Here is a 16,429-nt window from a genome sequence, read left to right on the forward strand (position 1 = left end):
TCTTGGGGAGGATCTATGAAAGTTGCCATTGCGAGCCGAATATTTATGCCCGAACCAGCGGCTGCGTCCTTTCGGCTTGCAGCACTCGCCCAGGCTCTCCACGACACCGGACACGACGTCGAGGTCCTCACAGTCACACCTCCCGCAGGGATGAGCGTGGCGAATCCGCCCTACATGATTCGGCGTTCGCCAGTCATCCGTGATTCGAATGATTATGTGCGCGGGTACATTCCCTACTTAAGTTTCGACATTCCGCTTTTCTTTCGCCTTTTACGACGCCGGTACGACGTCGTCGTGATTGAACCTCCGCCAACCACCGGATTCGTCGGGCGGCTCGCGAACGCGCTGAAACGCACGCCGTACGTGTACTACGCGGCCGACGTGTGGGCAGACGCTGCCACCCAAACCGAGGCACCTACAATCGTGACGGGCATCGTACGGGCCATTGAGAAATTCGCGTGGAACGGAGCTGCCGCGATCCTGTCCGTGTCAGAAGGCGTAGAATCCCGCCTGACTGACTTGGGCGTACGTTCCCAAGTGGTCACGGTCGGAAATGGTGTGGCTGCCGACGATCTCGCCCGCGGACTCCCTGACCCGTCAGAGAGCGGTGAATCTTTTCAGCCGCATCACGCCGAGTTCGTCTACGCCGGAACCGCCTCCGAGTGGCATGGCGCTGACATTTTCGTTGAGGCACTTGCTCAGATCGTGCCTGATATTCCTGATGCGCGAATCCGCTTCATCGGCGGCGGCTCTCAACATGAAATCATCCGTGAAAAAGCCAAGAAACATGGGATTGAAGATCACATCAGCATCGAACCTGTTCTCCCACCCGACCAGCTAGCACCCATTCTCTATACGAGCACGGCCGCGCTCGCCAGTGTGCTTCCCGGGGTTGGGTATGATTTTGCTTTCCCGACGAAACTCTACTCGGCAGCCGTATGCGGGGCGCCGCTCGTCTATGCCGGAATCGGGCCAGGCAGGGAATTCGTAAATACGCAGGTTAGCGGTTTGCAGCCGCTCCGCCTCGGAACCGCAGCAGATTACGACGTCGCCGACGTCGCTCAAGCCCTTTGGAAGACAATCGAAGAACCACGAGATACCTCGGAACGCAACGCGGTTAGCCAGTGGGCGCGAGACAACGTCTCGCTTAACGCCGTCGCTCGCCGTGCCGTCACAGTGATCGAAGACGCCGCGTCGGCAAAATCTAAGCCGCGCAGCTCTACCACCTAGCCAGCTACGTCAAAAGCTCTGGAGGAGTAGCATTTAAAAAAAGATGCTATAAAAATCGTATGAAAGATACACCGGCCATGAAACGTATCATCCTGACTATCGTTACATCACTCGCACTAGTCTTCGGACTGCTTGTTCCAGCACATGCAAGCACAATCAAGCAAGGCTATTCGATGTCACTGCTGGCCCGTCAAGAAGGCACAAACCACCTCTATTCCTACGGCGGTGGCCGCTCAGAACTTTTTGCACGCGGGCGTCACATGGGCAACGGCTGGGGCGGATTCGACTACGGATTCCAGATCGACTCACTATCGGGCGGCACGTACGGCGATGTGATCGTCCGCTCCCCTGACGGGTTACTACGCATCTACCATTCCACCGGGTCTGCTCTGTATGGCGGTTACCAGATCGGCAAAGGGTGGCACTCCATGACAGCGATGGTGCCGGTTTCCGACTGGGACGGCGATGGCAGGCCAGACATCTTGGCTCGCACATCTGACGGACGGCTCCTGCTCTATCCCACGCGCGGCGCCGGATCATGGGGCACGGTTCGCCAAATCGGGCAGCGGTGGAACGGGATGGACATCATCCTCTCTCCCGGAGACCTCACCAGCGATCGTCATGCTGACGTTATTGCCCGCGAAAAAGATACCGGACTCCTCTACCTGTATCCAGGCAACGGCCGCGGCGGATTCTTGCCACCGCAAAAGATTGGCTACGGCTGGACTGACTTCGTCAATATTGCCTCTTTCGGAGACATGAATGGTGACGGTATCCCCGACATCATCGGACAGCACAACAACGGCCGCCTTTACCTTTATCCCGGAATGGGAAATGGCTACTTCCGGTCCGCACGGCAAATCGGCCACGGCTGGCAGAACATGACCCTGCCTGGGCCATGGGAGGTGACGGCCAAAGCAGGCCCGCCTGCTCCACGTCCGCGCCCGAAGCCTGCTCCGCGCCCGAAATTGCGTCAACCGTTCGTTTACGGCACGCTGCGAACCGGCGACATCGGCTATCACATGGTTAAAGGACGCACAGTCTCTGAACGCTACGCCACCGTTCCCGGCTACCAACTGTGGGTAACCCACAGCGGTAAATGGCCGTGGGCGGTCAAGGGAGCGGCCTCACGCCCACTTCTTGGGCAGGTTATGGAGTTCCCTGCGAGCACCTTGGACGCGAATCTCCGCCGCCTCGACGTCTACGAAGGCTACTATCCAGATCGCCCACGTAACAGCATGCGATACTGGCGTGCACCAGCCACCACCTCGGATGGGGCGCCCGTGTGGATCTACCAGACCACGGATCGGCAAGCCCGATGGGTTACGCGAAACGGGTACCTGGTACATACCGGCGATTGGTTTGCTCAGGGCAGGTCGGGATTCCGCTCCACGCCAAAGCTCGGCGCTGCAAGCATTGCCACCGACATTCCCGTCACGGTCACGCAGGCTACGCCAAGCGTTGGCTGCACGTCCGATCTTGGAACCCTTACAGACGGCGACTTCCTCGAGGTGGACTTCACCGTCACAGCCCCCGATTCCACGGAGGAAGGATACGTGTCCGTTCCAGCCGAAAGCTTCGTGGCAATCGATTCGCGTGGCTTCCCTGTCAACACGTTCGATGAGGATGCTAAATTCTGTTCAGCTCGCGAAGATGATTCACTGATCTCGTTCGTTGACGACGGCACCACGGCATCCGGCACGCTCACCCTGTCTGGGCGTATCGCACAGCTGTACTGGATCGACGATTCCGGCACTGCACACCTGATCTGGGCAAATAACCTACCCACACCGAGCCCGGCGCCTGCGACCACGGAACCTGCAGACGATCCCACTCCGCTGGAAAGCTCAGAGCCGTTGGAGCCGATCGCAGAGCCTACTGACGCCCCTGCAAGCGCCACACCTGACGGATCGGCAAACGCTCCGGACGAACCGGCTATCCCAAGCCCGTCAGCTGGGCCTCAACCGCCAGAACGTGTAGCGACACGAGAGGAGTAGCGGAACGCATCTCCGCGTAGAACTGCTACTACAGCAATAAGGTCGGGTTCGACGCTGTCGAACCCGACCTTATTCGTACAGGAAGCGAGAACGTCAGAACGTGACTGCTCGGCCGTCGTCAGCAGCCGAATCGAGCATGCCCTGCACAACCTTCATCGTCTTGAGAGCCTCACGCATAGTTACGTGATCGCTACCCTTACCGAGGATCGCGTCACGGAAATTCTCGTGCTCAACAGCCAGCGGCTCACGCTTCTCAAACGCGTACCGGATCACCTGGCCCTCCGAAACTCCCCGGAACGCGCGTAGCTGATCCCAACCCAGTGGCAACGAGCCGTTCTCGTAGAACGTCAGATCACCCATCGCGGTGTCAGCAACAAGAGCGCCATGCTCACCGAGCACTACGGTCTGGCGTTCCTTGTACGGAGTCAGCCAGTTCACCAGATGGTTGACGAGCACGCCGTTCTTCAGCTTGCCAGAGGCAGTCACCAGATCCTCGTATTCCCGATCAGCGCGGTAGGCGGTCTGCGCGGAAATCGCCGCATAATCAGAACCTGCCACCCACGCTGTGAGATCAACATCATGAGTAGCCAAATCCTTGACCACACCCACGTCCGCAATACGCGCAGGGAACGGGGACTGCCGCCGTGTCGTCACCTGGTAGACCTTGCCGAGCTGGCCGTCAGCCAAGCGGCGGCGCATCTCGAGCAGTGCCGGGTTGCAGCGCTCCACGTATCCGACGGCGCCAATCAAGCCCGCCGATTCGAACGCCTCAACCAGTTGCTCGCCCTCCTCAATCGTGGAGGCCAGCGGCTTTTCCACCATCGTATGCACGCCGGCTTCAGCCAGTTTGAGCGCCACTTCAGCATGTTGGCCGGTAGGCACGGCCACCATGGCGGCGTCAATCCCCGCGTCGATCAGCGCCTCGACGTCGTTGAGCACCTCGAGATCGCCAGCCACCCCGAACTTGTCACCATAGGGATCGGCGACGGCGACGAGCTCGGCACCCTCCAGCGCCCGAATGTTGCGCGCGTGGTGGCGCCCCATCGAGCCTAGGCCAATGAGTCCGTAGCGGATAGTCATTACGCACCTGCCTTCGCAACCGCGTTGACAGCTTCCACAATCCGATCCAAATCCTCCTGGCTAAGCGAGGGGTGAACCGGCAGAGAAATAACTTCTTGCGCGGCACGTTCGGTTTCCGGCAGGTCCAGACCCGGCGCGTACGGAGCCAGCGACGGCAGGCGGTGGTTCGGGATTGGATAGTAAACTCCGCAGCCCACCTTGTACTCTTCGCGCAGCGCGTTCGCGAAACCATCGCGGTCATCGCTCACGCGGATCGTGTACTGGTGGTACACGTGTACCGCACCATCAGCGACGGGCGGGGTCACAACGCCGGTGAGGTTCTCATTCAAGAACTTGGCGTTCGCCTGGCGGGTGGCCGTCCAGTCAGCAAGCTTGGTCAATTGCACGCGGCCAATCGCAGCGTGAATGTTCGTCATCCGGTTGTTCAGGCCCACGAGCTCGTTCTGGTACTGAACCTCCATGCCCTGGTTACGCAGCAGACGCGAGCGGCGTGCAACCTCGGCATCCGGGGTGGAGATCATGCCGCCCTCACCGGAGGTCATGTTCTTCGTCGGGTACAACGAGAACGCAGCAAACGTGCCAAACGTACCGACCATCTGGCCGTCCAGGGACGAGCCGTGTGCCTGGGCGGCATCTTCGAAGATCATCAGATCGTGCTCGTCGGCAATCTTGCGCAGCTCAGCCATGTTAGCTGGGTGGCCGTACAGGTGAACGGGCATGATCGCCTTTGTCTTATCCGTGATCGACGCACGCACCGAATCCGGGTCAAGGCAGAAGTAGTCGGGCTCAATGTCTGCAAACACCGGGGTTGCACCAGTCAGCGCCACCGAATTACCGGTTGCCGCGAAGGTGAACGACGGCACGATCACCTCGTCGCCGGCACCAATGCCGGAGGCCAGCAGACCGATGTGCAGCGCGGACGTTCCGGAGTTAACCGCAACAACCTGTGCGCCCGGGGTGAGCTGCTTGGAAAACTCTTCCTCGAATGAGGCAACTTCAGCGCCTTGGGCGAGCATGCCCGAGGCTAGGACGGCGTCAACCGCCTTGCGTTCCTCGTCGCCCACAATTGGCTTAGCAGCCGGGATCATCTCAACCATTACTTAGCAACCTTTCGAATTGTGTTGTCGAATTTTTCATACACATCGCCTGTTTGAGGGCAACGCAGCGTTCCGTTTTCTTGTTCTTCGAGTTTGACGCCGGCATGGCCAACCCAGCCAATCTGCTTGGCTGGCACGCCTGCAACGAGTGCGTGAGCCGGCACATCCTTAGTAACCACAGCACCAGCAGCAACCAGAGCCCACGCCCCAATCGTCACGGGAGCCACGCACACCGAGCGCGCACCAATCGCCGCGCCCGTCTCAATCGTGACCCCCACTTGCTCCCAGTCGGAAGCCGACTTCAGCGTGCCATCCGGGTTAATCGCACGCGGATAGTGATCGTTGGTGAGCACCACGGCCGGGCCGATGAACACGCCGTCCGCTAACTTCGCCGGCTCATAGACCAGTGCATAGTTTTGGATCTTGCAGTTATCACCAACCTCAACGCCGGTGCCGATATAGGCTCCGCGCCCGACCACGCAGTTGTGACCAAGCACCGCATCTTCGCGGACTTGAGCGAGGTGCCACACACTGGAGCCTTCCCCGATCTGAGCCTGTTGCGATACGTCTGCTGATGGGGCGATCCGTGGACCAGTTGTCATCCATCTCTCCTAGAGTGTTGAGGCCTCAAAAAGCGGTGTAAACCTTATGTAATAATATAACCTATGCAAGCCGGTGCTTTTCACAACCTTTCGCGGGTGAGTTGGCTCGTCGTGCCACTCTATAACGAAGCCACGGTGATCTCTGACGTGATCACGAATGCGAAAAGAACTTTCCCCAATATCGTGTGCGTGAATGACGGTTCGCACGACGACGGGGCTGAGCTTGCGCGATCTGCCGGCGCGATCGTCGTCGACCATCCCATTAACCTTGGCCAAGGTGCCGCCCTACAGACGGGAATTACCTGGGCACTCACGTACACGGATGCCAAATACCTCGTCACGTTCGACGCCGATGGGCAGCATCGCACGACCGACGCGATGCGAATGATTGAACGCGCCGAAGCAGAAGACCTGTCTTTCGTCCTCGGCTCCCGTTTCCTTGGTGAATCCCACCAAGCTGGCTGGTTGAAGAAGCTCGTGCTGTCCACCGCCGCGAAAGTTACCCGGCTACGCACCGGCATGAACCTCACCGACGCTCACAACGGCCTGCGCGTACTACGGCGCGACGCCGCAGCACGGCTCGATCTCACCATGCACCGCATGGCCCACGCCTCCCAAATCATCAACCAGCTCGCCTCCATGAACCTGCGCTGGGCTGAAGAATCTGTGACCATTGATTACACTGACTATTCCCGATCTAAAGGGCAAAGCCTGTTGAACGGGGTCAACATTATGACCGACATGATATTCGCACCGAGCGAGAGCCGATAAGTATGCTGATCAAGATTATCCTTCTCACTGTCATCCTCATCGTCGCAGGGATTCTCATTCGAGGTACGCAAAACACGAAAAACGTGGCCTTGCGTCGCGTGCTACTCGTGCTGTTCGTCATCCTGGCTGCCGTCTCGATCTTCTTCCCCGAACTCACCACGAAAGTCGCCCACGCCGTGGGAGTCGGCCGCGGCACCGACCTGCTGCTCTACCTGCTTATCATCGCGTTCCTGTCCTACGCCGTCGTCTCCTACCGGCGTATGGTTATTCTCGAAAACCGGCTCGTCGAGCTTTCCCGGGAGCTTGCGATTGCTCGCACGCATCCGGACACGATCACTCGAGCGGACACTTTCGTACCAACTGCTGACCCCTCGCAAGCAGTACTCCACGGCGAGGAAGCAACCCCAACAGAAAAGGAAGAGGAAGAATGAAAATTCTCGTCACCGGCGGAGCCGGTTTCATTGGCGCCAACTTCGTCAACTACACCGCATCTGAGGTTGCCGACGCCGAGGTTACTGTCGTCGACAAGCTCACCTACGCCGGTAATAAGGATTCCATTGAGGAACTCGGCTCGAAGGTCACGCTCGTCGAGGGTGATATCGCTGATCGCGATGTCATCGATCCGCTGGTGGAGCAGGCCGACGTCGTCGTTCACTTTGCCGCCGAGTCACACAACGATAACTCGTTGCGTGACCCGTGGCCGTTCATCCAGTCAAACATTATCGGCACCTATCAGATCCTCGAAGCGTTGCGCCGTCACGGTGGGCGCCTCCACCACATCTCGACCGACGAGGTCTACGGCGATCTCGAGCTCGGCTCCCCGCGCAAGTTCCTACCGGGCGATCCCTACGTGCCGTCTTCGCCGTATTCGGCATCCAAGGCCTCCTCCGATCACCTTGTGCGGGCGTGGGTGCGCTCGTTCGGGATCGAAGCAACCATCTCGAATTGCTCAAACAACTACGGGCCCTACCAGCACGTGGAAAAGTTCATCCCGCGCACGATCACGAACATGATCGACGGGGTCAAACCCCGCGTCTACGGCACGGGCGAGCAGGTACGCGACTGGATTCACGTCCACGACCACAACACGGCCGTGTGGGACATCATCAACAAGGGCCGCATCGGCGAAACCTACCTCATCGGCGCCGACGGCGAAAAGACCAACCTTGAAGTCACGCAGCTGATTCTCGAAGAGTTCGGCTACGACAAGGACGACTTCGACCACGTTGCTGACCGCCCCGGCCACGACCAGCGCTACGCCATCGACAACACGATGCTTGTGGAAGAACTTGGCTGGCAGCCCCAATACACGTCTTTCCGTGACGGCCTGCGTGCCACGATCGCGTGGTACCGCGACAACGAAGCTTGGTGGCGTCCGCAGAAGGAAGAGGTGGAGGCGAAGTACCGGCAGGCAGGTCAGTGACCAGCGTTGTCGCCGTCGTCGTCACCTACGGGCCGGACGAACGTACCGCTCAGCTACTGCGGGCGCTGGCGCCGCAAGTGGCGCGGATCGTCGTCGTTGACAACGGTTCGCCGCCGGCCGCGCTGGCACAGATCAAGGCTGCGATCGACGACGTCGGGGCTCAGCTTGTCGAGTTGGGCGAGAACACGGGGATCGCTAACGCGCAGAACGTTGGAATCGTGCGCGCTCGGGAGCTTGGGGCTACGCACGTGTTGCTGTCCGATCAAGACTCCCTACCGGCACCGGATATGGTGGAGCGCCTGCTCGATACCCTCCAGTACTACGGCCAAACAGAAAACGGCGCCGCGGAACCTATCGGTGCGGTTGGCCCGTACATCGCTGAGGCGAAGCCGGGCGGTGACGAGCTCGTCTACGTCGATCGGCGGTGGGGCCCGCGCAGAGCCAGCGCCGCGGAGCTCTCCGAACCGCACGTGGACGCCGCGTTTTTGTTGGCGTCCGGCTGCCTGATTCCCGTCGATGTGCTGGCCGACGTCGGGCCGATGAACGCCAACTATTTCATCGATCACGTTGATCTTGAATGGTGCCTGCGCGCCCGCACGAAGGGTTACCGGCTGGTCGTGGACACACGCGCGCGCATCGATCATTCGCTGGGCGATCAGACGGTCCAGCTTCCCGGGCGAGCCCAGCCGGTCCACGTACACGGCCCTGTCCGCTGCTATTACTTAGCACGCAACACTATTTTTCTTCTGCGCTCTGGGTTGCTGCCAGGCGCCTGGCGTGTGGGCTACCTCGTGTGGCTCGCCAAGTTCGCCGCTTTCCACGCGCTTCTTGCAGATCGGAAGCGGGATCGGATTCGCCAGCTCGCAGCAGGTCTGCGGGACGGGATCATGGGCCGCGGCGGGCCGCGCTAAGACGTACCGGTTAGTCCCCAAGCGTGGTGGTCAGCGCTGGGGTCTGTTCGCGCGCGAGCCAGCAATCTGAATGGCCAGCCGGGCTTTCAAACCGGCTTTTAATACGAGCCGCACGGGCGCATAACACGGACCCGAATAGACCCGCGCCAAATATTTATATGCAGATTCGTGATGGGCGCGCAGCATGGGCGCAGGCCGGTCACGCCAAGACGCACCCTGGTCGTGGGTGATGAGCGCGTCGTGGACGAACACTCGCTCCCGCCCGGCGCGTTCCATCGCCTCCCCCAGCATCGTGTCTTCAAAAAACATGAAGAACTCGCGGTCAAAACCGCCCACCGCGAAAAAGTCCTGCGCCCTGACCAGCAGGCATGATCCGGACAGCCAGTCTGCGGTATGGGTAGTGTTGGCATCTCCCACCGCCCGATATTTTGCCGACCACGGGTTGTCCGGCCACACGTTGGCAAACAGTGCGTGCCCCGTACCCGCTACCAGGCGCGGGAACCTGCGGGCAGAAGGATAAACGGCCCCCTGCGGAGTCAAAATCTTCGGGCCAAATACGCCCGCTTGTGGGTAGTGGTCAGCGACCTCGAGCAGCCGCTGCACGCAACCCGGGTGGAATGTCACGTCCGGATTGACGAAAAGCAGCCATTCGCCGTCGTGCCCGCGTGCCCCCAAGTTGTTGCCGCCACCGTAGCCGAGGTTTGCTCCGGCATCGATAATCCGGGCCCGATCGGACAGTTCGTCGAGCACGTGCGCGCTATCGCCGTTATTGACGACGACGAGCTCCCAACTCACCTTCGAATCTGCAAAAGCTGCAGGTAGGGAGTCGGCCATCTGCTCGATCTCTTGGCCGGGGTTGAACGCGACGGTCACCACGCGGACGTCGACCACATGCACCTCCCTGCAACTAATGGGATCTATTTTCCCACACGGCTGATCTTTCCACACGCCACCTAGTCGAGCGAACGTGACTCGCGCACAATCTACCCGCTTAGCCCCGCCTTATGCGGTATATCCCACCGCGTAATGACTCCATCACACAAAAGAGCCGGTTATGATCTTAGGCATGGACGTCGCAACGCCGCCAGAGCGCAGGTCGCCTGCTCATCGGAAACGCCCGCCAGTATGGGGCGCGGTTTTGCGCATCCTTATCCTCGCACTCATCGGAGCGTTAGTCACCGGCGCGAGTGCGGCAGCCATGATGTATCACAATATTTCTACGAACCTGGTACGTCACGACATCAGCGACTTCGTCCCGGCCGGCGAACGGCCGACCACACCGCCCCCAGTCGATGGGGCGCGCGGCAGGCCGATCAACATTCTCGTCATGGGCTCCGATGCGCGTACAGGAGCCTCCGATATTGACGGCTCGGGCGCGGCAGGTGAAGTCACCGGCATGCGCTCCGACACCACGATGCTCGTACACATCAGTGCAGATCGGCGGCGCGCCGACGTCGTCTCCATCCCCCGCGACACCCTCGTAGATATCCCCTCGTGCGTCCTCCCCGACGGCACGCGCACCCGCGCTCAATACGAGGCCATGTTCAATTCGGCGTTCGAGATCGGTGGGCGTACCGGCGACGTCGGAGCTGCAGCCAGCTGCACGGTCCGCACCGTCGAAGAGCTCACTAACATTTACATTGACGGGTTCGTTGTGGTCGACTTTGCGTCTTTCCAAGACGTTGTCAACACGCTCGGCGGAGTGGACGTGTGTCTATCCGAACCCGTTAGCGATTCCTATGCTGGCCTTGAGCTCGACGCCGGATGCCAAACCCTCAACGGGGAGCAGGCCCTCGGCCTAGCACGGGCCCGCAAGTCTCTAGGTGACGGCTCGGACATCAGCCGCATCAACCGTCAACAACAGATCGTTGGCGCGATCGTCACCAAAGCGCTGTCGCTCAACCTTGTTGGCGACCTGCCCGCTTTGTACGGCATGGTGGAAAGCCTCAGTGCACACGTCGAAACGTCCACAAGCCTCGGTTCAATCTCCGAGTTGGCAGGCCTGGCGTACTCGCTACGCAATATCTCCCTCGACGACATCACGATGGTGACCATGCCCTTCGAGCCTGCTGGCCACCGTGTCGTGCCCGCATATGCGGCCGGCGAGGTGTGGGAAGCGATCATCCACGACCAACCACTTCCTGATATTCAGACCCAAAATTCTGCGCAGAGCCCTATCCTAGAGGGGACGAAAACCGAAATTGAGCAGTTCCAATCCGCTGTGGGAGGCGGAGTGCGTCTGGAGGATTCATGACCCAGCCACCTTCTTTCGAGCCGCGTCGCCGCGGAACACGCCCGTCAGCCGACGGCGCTCGTGAAGTGGGCAGGCGCTCTCCAGAACAGTCCGGCGCGCCACGGCGGCGCCCTGTTCGCAAGTCAGTTTTCGACCAGCACGAATCGGCTGCCTCGTCAGGGATTGACGGTACACAAGTACAGCCTGTTCCCGGGCCAGCCAACGCTGAACGGCCGCCTGCCTATCCCCCAGCTCGGCGCCAGCAGGCCGCTCCTGCCGCTCCTGCCGCACATGCCACGCCACCACCGGCCGCGCCCGCTCACCGCCCGCCTAGCACCCCGCCACCTGCGGCTCCCGCGAAGGCTCGCAAGCGGCCCTCAATCGGCAAAACGATCCTGCTTTTGCTTCTCATCCTGCTCGTCAGCGGACTTGCGTGGGGTTTTTACCTGTACAGCTACGGAAACGATCGGCTCACCAAAGTTGCCGCACTATCCGGCAAACCAGCCACCCCGGGAACCACGTTTTTAATTGTTGGTTCTGATCGGCGCGACGACGCCGTCACAGACGGCACCGAAGGGCAGCGAGCCGACACGATCATGCTCCTGCACAAACCAGAATCGGGCAAGACTGCGCTCGTCTCACTTCCACGTGACACGCTCATCACCTACCCGGACAGCGAGAACCGAGGAAAACTCAACGGCACGTATTCCTATGGCGGGCCCGAATACCTCGTGCAAGCCGTCGAAGACCTCACCGGGCTCACAGTCGATCACTATGTAGAAATCGGCATGGGCGGAGTACAAAACCTCACCGACGCCGTGGGCGGAGTTGAACTCTGCCTTGACTACGACGTGTCCGACGAACTCTCCGGCCTCGAATGGACTGCCGGATGCCACCACGCAGACGGCGCCACCGCACTCGCATTTTCCCGGATGCGCTACTCCGATCCGTTAGGCGACATCGGACGGAACGAACGCCAACGCCAAGTCGTCTCCAAAATTATCGGCAAAGCGCTCTCGCCGTCGATCCTGCTCAACCCGATAGCCCAGCGCAACCTCGTCGGCTCCACAGCCGACGTGCTCACCGTCAACGAGGGTGCAAACCTCATGACCGTCGCCCGCGCCGGCCTCGCCCTACGCTCGGCGATCGGCCCGAACGGCCTTATGGGCTCCCCACCCATCGAATCACTCAACCACCCCGGGCCAGGAGGCAGCTCAACCGTGCTCCTCGCCCCCGAATCCGAACAATTCTGGGCGGACCTGCGCGCCGGCACGCTGACACACGAATCTTTTGCGAGCTTCTAGGTGGACCGCCTGATCGAACGCCTGCTACGCGGGCAAACCTGGCGCGAATGGCTCATCGAGTTCCTCCAGTTCATCACTGTCGGACTCGGCTCGTACGTCGTCGACGTCGGCCTATTCAACCTGCTCGCCTACTCCGGGATTGTGAACCTTCCCGGTGACGCGCCGATGGTTGCCAAAACGATCTCCGTAGCGATCTCCATCGTCTTTTCGTGGGTGATGAATAGAGCGTGGACGTTCCGCAACAAGTCAGATAAATCCACGGGCCGCGAGTTCATCCTCTTCTTACTCGTTAACATTGGCGGCATGCTCATCGCCCTGGGCTGCCTGTGGGTGTCCAGATTCCTACTCAATTTCGATAGCCAACTAGCCGACAACATTGCGGCCAACGGCGTGGGGCTCGTACTCGGCACGGCGTTCCGCTACGTGTGCTACCGGTACGTCGTCTTCACCAAATAACCGGGACGACATGCGGAGCCCGGCTAACAGCGTTAGCCAGCACTCGTTAAGCTAACGCCGGCCTCGGCGTGCGCCAAGTGCAACGAGCGCGCCCTGCGGAAGCACCCGATCGGGATCAAGAGATTTAGGTAGCGCGGACAGCGTGAGCGTAAACTCGGCCGGTTTCTTGTTCGTCAGTTCTAACCGTCCGCCATCCAACTCGGCGAGCTCTTTCGCCACGGCAAGCCCAATCCCAGTGGAGCCCCCGGTCGAAAAGCCCTTGTCGAAGATTTCGTCGTCGACGTCGTCGTCCACGCCCTCACCTTCATCACGCACCTTGATAATGACCGACTTACCCGACTGGACGGCCGTCACCGTGGTTTCCCCCGCACCATATTTGAGCGAATTTTCGATCAGAGTCGCGAGCACTTGTGAAAGCGACCCCGGCGTGGCGAGCACAGCGCCGTCAAATTCCGGGGCGAAGGTGAGCGTGCGCCCGGCACGTTCGAAAGGTTTACTCCACTCGTCGCGCTGCCGGCGGAACGCGCGACTCAACGGGATCGCTTCAGTGGTACCACCGGCCTCAGATTGCGAGGTTGCCATAAGTTCTTGAACGACGCCGCCCAAGCGGTCGATCTGCTCGAGAGCCTTTTCGGCCTCTTCGGTGATCGCGTCGTCGTCGCTGAGGTATTGGATCTCTTCTAACCGCATGGATAGTGCGGTCAGCGGGGTACGCAACTGGTGGGCCGCATCCGCCGCAAACTGGCGTTCCTTCGCCAACCTGCCAGCCATCCGGTCAGCACTGCGCACGATCTCATCGGAAATCAAATCAATTTCCTCGATGCCCGACTGTTTGACGTGCGGGCGCACCCGGCCGGCACCCAACTGTTCGGCCGCCGCCGCAATATAGATAAGCGGCGCAGAAATTCGCCGCGACTGACGCATCGCCAACAACACGCCCACGAGGAACGCGGTGAGAATCAACCCCAGCGCACCCACAACCATGAGCGCAAGAGTTTTCACGACGTCGCCCCGCGGGCTCGACACCGTCACCAACACACCAGACGCACTCACCACAGACTGCGATATCGGATCATCAGGCTCGGGCGTGTCGGACGTGACGTCGTGGCCATCCGGATACGACACGTCAATATACGCCGACTCCGGATTACCATTTTCCGCAAGCCTGGTCAGCAACGTTTCGCCAATATAAATATCTTCAGACGCAAACCGGTCAACGATCGTCGCCACCGCAGTCGCCCGATCATTCAGCTCCGTGTGCGCCTGCTGCCACGCCAGCGACAGGGCGAAAATCATTCCCGGTATCCCCAAGATCAACACGGATACGGCGACCGCCGCCGTCGTCATCGAAATCGCACGACGACGCATTGGCTACTCCTCGAAGCGGAAACCCATTCCCCGCACGGTCGTAATGTAGTGGGGGTCATTGACGTCGTCGCCAAGTTTGCGGCGCAACCACGAAATGTGCATGTCCAGCTTCTTCGTGGACGAATCCGAATCACTGCCCCACACTTCTGCCATGAGAGCTTCACGGGAGACCACGTTGCCGGCCTCCCTGAGCAGCACGGTCAACAGATCAAACTCTTTGCCCGTCAGCTGCAGTTCCTTCGAGCCAACATAGGCGCGGTGGGCGTCGATGTCGATCGTGACGTCCTGAGCCTGCAACGTTTCAGAATCGTCCTCGCCAGCCGCCGCGCGCCGCAACAGCGCCCGCACCCGAGCCATAAGCTCAGCCAGGCGGAAAGGCTTAGTCACGTAGTCGTCAGCACCCGCATCGAGGCCGACGACCATGTCGATCTCTTCTGACCTGGCCGTCAAAATGAGGATCGGAAACTCCTTACCCTGACTGCGTGCAGTACGAGCCACCTCCAGGCCGTCCATGTCCGGTAAACCGAGGTCAAGGATGACGAGGTCTACTCCCCTATCCATGGCAGCCAGCGCCGCCTTACCCGTTTCGACCGGCTCGACATCATAGCCCTCGCGCGACAGCGCACGAACCAACGGTGCCGAAATTGCTGAGTCATCTTCGACCAGTAAAATCTTTGCCATGTCGTATCCTTTGTTCGCGTTGATCCCAGATCACAATCAGTTTAGTAAAGAAACATTCAAACCGGTAGACAATCGCTACCTCAATTGCCGAAATTCTTGCGCGGCAGTGGCGGGCAGATCGGCGTCGGGAATCACCCGCAAGATCGCCGATTCTATGTAACCAATCCCCTGCAGTTCAGAGCCGACGTTCTCCACCAGCTGATACTTATCCCGGTTCAGCTCCTGTAACGCCTCTGCGGTAGCCCTATCCACCACGATCTCCCCCTCCGGCGCAATCGCTGTGAGCCGGGAAGCCAGATTAACGTTGGGCCCGAACACGTCGCCAAAACGCGAGACGATCCCGCCCCACACCAGCGAGGCCCGCACCTCTGGCATGTTCGGCGTGGCATGCAAGGCGTTCACGATCTCCGAGACCACTTCCGCACCCGTTTCTAGATCGTCGGCAATGTAAAGCACGGCGTCGCCTACCATCTTCACCACCCGCGCACCCAGCGATGAGATGACATCCCGGCACGTGAACTCAAACGTCTGAATAAAATCCACCAGCTGATGCGGGGACAACTGCCCGGAACGATCGGTAAACGCCACGAGATCAACGAAACCGAGGGCGCGCATAAGAGGCATCCCTTCCGAATCCACCCGCATATCATCAAGCTCAACCTCGGTACGCCGCAAGAACGCCGCCAGATGCCGCCGCCACGCGTACTTCATCTGATAGACGAGGAACTCTTCATACTCGTCAATATGGTCGAGCACCCAGTACCGCGCAGAAATCTCATCAAGCCCATAGCGCGACTCAGCCTCTTCCACGAGTGCCTCGTACTGCCACAGCACAAGCCTGTCCGCTAAATGCGACTGGGCTCGGATGAGCGAGTTTTGCGTATCCTCATCGGTGCGGCCGCGATCTACCATGTCCTGGTGGGCGCGCATAACGTCCACGTCGTATTCGGTGAACAGCCGGGTGAGCGGATCTTGAATGTAGGGAAAACCCATTGCACGCCAAAAGCGGCGTGCAGAATCGGTGTCCATATTCGCCAGGTCGGCAGCCTCGCGCAGGTTATATTTGGCAGGCCCGTCCAACAGTCGACGAACATGCTTTTCGACTGTTGTTGGAACGTCCTCAGGGCCACCCTGCCCTGCTGTGCGCTGGCTCACACACCAACCCTAACAATATAAACAGATTTTTCCAATAGAAAGCGCACTTCCCGCACAAGCACGCTCCGCGCTGACCTCGCACTTCGCTAACGCGGCAGCCTGCGTTCGCACGAGGTGTGCA

The 16,429-nt window shown here is 60.0% G+C and carries 16 protein-coding genes; 9 read left to right on the top strand and 7 right to left on the bottom strand.

Features of this window, described 5'->3' with window-relative positions:
- Positions 1-15 precede the first annotated feature (15 nt).
- Together EL234_RS03095 and EL234_RS03100 are read left to right on the top strand one after the other, a co-directional pair.
- Positions 16-1,230, top strand: a complete 1,215-nt coding sequence (locus tag EL234_RS03095) for a glycosyltransferase family 4 protein (protein ID WP_126416093.1) — start codon at positions 16-18, stop codon at positions 1,228-1,230.
- A 77-nt stretch (positions 1,231-1,307) separates the two neighbouring features.
- Positions 1,308-3,227, top strand: coding sequence for an FG-GAP-like repeat-containing protein (locus EL234_RS03100; RefSeq protein WP_164712313.1), 1,920 nt, complete (start codon positions 1,308-1,310; stop codon positions 3,225-3,227).
- Between the two features lie 93 nt (positions 3,228-3,320).
- Here EL234_RS03100 and EL234_RS03105 read toward each other — a convergent pair whose 3' ends face one another.
- Genes EL234_RS03105 through EL234_RS03115 form a run of 3 tightly spaced genes read right to left on the bottom strand, consistent with a single transcriptional unit; the run spans position 3,321 to position 6,006 of the window.
- On the bottom strand, positions 3,321-4,307 hold the full coding sequence (locus EL234_RS03105; protein WP_126416095.1) for a Gfo/Idh/MocA family protein: 987 nt from the start codon (positions 4,305-4,307) through the stop codon (positions 3,321-3,323).
- Positions 4,307-5,404: a DegT/DnrJ/EryC1/StrS family aminotransferase gene (locus tag EL234_RS03110; protein WP_126416096.1), complete on the bottom strand. Its 1,098-nt coding sequence runs from the start codon at positions 5,402-5,404 to the stop codon at positions 4,307-4,309. Before EL234_RS03110 ends, EL234_RS03105 begins: the two co-directional genes overlap by 1 nt.
- Positions 5,404-6,006 carry an acyltransferase gene (locus tag EL234_RS03115; RefSeq protein WP_126416097.1) on the bottom strand — a complete coding sequence of 201 codons (603 nt, stop codon included), beginning with the start codon at positions 6,004-6,006 and terminating at the stop codon, positions 5,404-5,406. Before EL234_RS03115 ends, EL234_RS03110 begins: the two co-directional genes overlap by 1 nt.
- A gap of 63 nt (positions 6,007-6,069) precedes the next feature.
- On the opposite strand from EL234_RS03115, the gene EL234_RS03120 reads away from it, so the two are divergent.
- The 4 genes from EL234_RS03120 to EL234_RS03135 are packed head-to-tail and all read left to right on the top strand — an operon-like array spanning position 6,070 to position 9,111.
- Positions 6,070-6,777 (top strand): glycosyltransferase family 2 protein, encoded by a 708-nt coding sequence (locus EL234_RS03120; protein WP_126416098.1) that lies wholly within the window; start codon positions 6,070-6,072, stop codon positions 6,775-6,777.
- Between the two features lie 2 nt (positions 6,778-6,779).
- Positions 6,780-7,208 (top strand): DUF2304 domain-containing protein, encoded by a 429-nt coding sequence (locus tag EL234_RS03125; RefSeq protein WP_126416099.1) that lies wholly within the window; start codon positions 6,780-6,782, stop codon positions 7,206-7,208.
- A complete protein-coding gene (gene rfbB, locus EL234_RS03130; RefSeq protein WP_126416100.1) occupies positions 7,205-8,200 on the top strand; it encodes a dTDP-glucose 4,6-dehydratase in 996 nt (331 codons plus the stop codon). The genes EL234_RS03125 and rfbB overlap by 4 nt, the downstream gene beginning before the upstream one ends.
- The gene (locus EL234_RS03135) at positions 8,197-9,111 is read left to right on the top strand and encodes a glycosyltransferase family 2 protein (protein WP_126416101.1); all 915 of its coding nucleotides are present in this window, start codon (positions 8,197-8,199) and stop codon (positions 9,109-9,111) included. Before rfbB ends, EL234_RS03135 begins: the two co-directional genes overlap by 4 nt.
- Before the next feature lie 30 nt (positions 9,112-9,141).
- On the opposite strand, the gene EL234_RS03140 is transcribed toward EL234_RS03135, so the two are convergent.
- Positions 9,142-10,002 (bottom strand): glycosyltransferase, encoded by an 861-nt coding sequence (locus tag EL234_RS03140; protein WP_241969068.1) that lies wholly within the window; start codon positions 10,000-10,002, stop codon positions 9,142-9,144.
- A 175-nt stretch (positions 10,003-10,177) separates the two neighbouring features.
- Between EL234_RS03140 and EL234_RS03145 the strand changes: the two genes are divergently transcribed.
- From EL234_RS03145 to EL234_RS03155, 3 genes are read left to right on the top strand one after another with little or no spacing between them, the layout of a single operon-like run.
- Positions 10,178-11,365, top strand: a complete 1,188-nt coding sequence (locus EL234_RS03145; RefSeq protein ID WP_164712315.1) for an LCP family protein — start codon at positions 10,178-10,180, stop codon at positions 11,363-11,365.
- Entirely contained in the window at positions 11,362-12,648 is a 1,287-nt protein-coding gene (locus EL234_RS03150) for an LCP family protein (RefSeq protein WP_241969069.1), read from the top strand. Before EL234_RS03145 ends, EL234_RS03150 begins: the two co-directional genes overlap by 4 nt.
- On the top strand, positions 12,649-13,104 hold the full coding sequence (locus EL234_RS03155; protein ID WP_126416103.1) for a GtrA family protein: 456 nt from the start codon (positions 12,649-12,651) through the stop codon (positions 13,102-13,104).
- Positions 13,105-13,155: 51 nt separating this feature from the next.
- Here the strand turns inward: EL234_RS03155 and EL234_RS03160 are convergent, their stop codons facing one another.
- The 3 genes from EL234_RS03160 to EL234_RS03170 form a co-directional block, all read right to left on the bottom strand.
- On the bottom strand, positions 13,156-14,472 hold the full coding sequence (locus tag EL234_RS03160; RefSeq protein ID WP_126416104.1) for an ATP-binding protein: 1,317 nt from the start codon (positions 14,470-14,472) through the stop codon (positions 13,156-13,158).
- 3 nt (positions 14,473-14,475) lie between these two features.
- Positions 14,476-15,153, bottom strand: a complete 678-nt coding sequence (locus EL234_RS03165) for a response regulator transcription factor (RefSeq protein WP_126416105.1) — start codon at positions 15,151-15,153, stop codon at positions 14,476-14,478.
- A 75-nt stretch (positions 15,154-15,228) separates the two neighbouring features.
- Complete coding sequence (locus tag EL234_RS03170) at positions 15,229-16,308, bottom strand: adenylate/guanylate cyclase domain-containing protein (RefSeq protein ID WP_126416106.1); 1,080 nt, start codon at positions 16,306-16,308, stop codon at positions 15,229-15,231.
- Between the last annotated feature and the right edge of the window lie 121 nt (positions 16,309-16,429).

It is taken from the genome of Trueperella bialowiezensis, from assembly GCF_900637955.1.
GTDB lineage: Bacteria > Actinomycetota > Actinomycetes > Actinomycetales > Actinomycetaceae > Trueperella > Trueperella bialowiezensis.

Excerpts from the sequence above, each read along its gene's own strand:
- EL234_RS03105 (WP_126416095.1), bottom strand. The coding sequence starts at position 4,307 with ATGACTATCCGCTACGGACTCATTGGCCTAGGCTCGATGGGGCGCCAC.
- EL234_RS03115 (WP_126416097.1), bottom strand. The coding sequence starts at position 6,006 with ATGACAACTGGTCCACGGATCGCCCCATCAGCAGACGTATCGCAACAG.
- EL234_RS03120 (WP_126416098.1), top strand. The coding sequence starts at position 6,070 with ATGCAAGCCGGTGCTTTTCACAACCTTTCGCGGGTGAGTTGGCTCGTC.
- EL234_RS03165 (WP_126416105.1), bottom strand. The coding sequence starts at position 15,153 with ATGGCAAAGATTTTACTGGTCGAAGATGACTCAGCAATTTCGGCACCG.
- EL234_RS03110 (WP_126416096.1), bottom strand. The coding sequence starts at position 5,404 with ATGGTTGAGATGATCCCGGCTGCTAAGCCAATTGTGGGCGACGAGGAA.
- EL234_RS03160 (WP_126416104.1), bottom strand. The coding sequence starts at position 14,472 with ATGCGTCGTCGTGCGATTTCGATGACGACGGCGGCGGTCGCCGTATCC.
- EL234_RS03095 (WP_126416093.1), top strand. The coding sequence starts at position 16 with ATGAAAGTTGCCATTGCGAGCCGAATATTTATGCCCGAACCAGCGGCT.
- EL234_RS03150 (WP_241969069.1), top strand. The coding sequence starts at position 11,362 with ATGACCCAGCCACCTTCTTTCGAGCCGCGTCGCCGCGGAACACGCCCG.
- EL234_RS03125 (WP_126416099.1), top strand. The coding sequence starts at position 6,780 with ATGCTGATCAAGATTATCCTTCTCACTGTCATCCTCATCGTCGCAGGG.
- rfbB (WP_126416100.1), top strand. The coding sequence starts at position 7,205 with ATGAAAATTCTCGTCACCGGCGGAGCCGGTTTCATTGGCGCCAACTTC.
- EL234_RS03145 (WP_164712315.1), top strand. The coding sequence starts at position 10,178 with ATGGACGTCGCAACGCCGCCAGAGCGCAGGTCGCCTGCTCATCGGAAA.
- EL234_RS03100 (WP_164712313.1), top strand. The coding sequence starts at position 1,308 with ATGAAACGTATCATCCTGACTATCGTTACATCACTCGCACTAGTCTTC.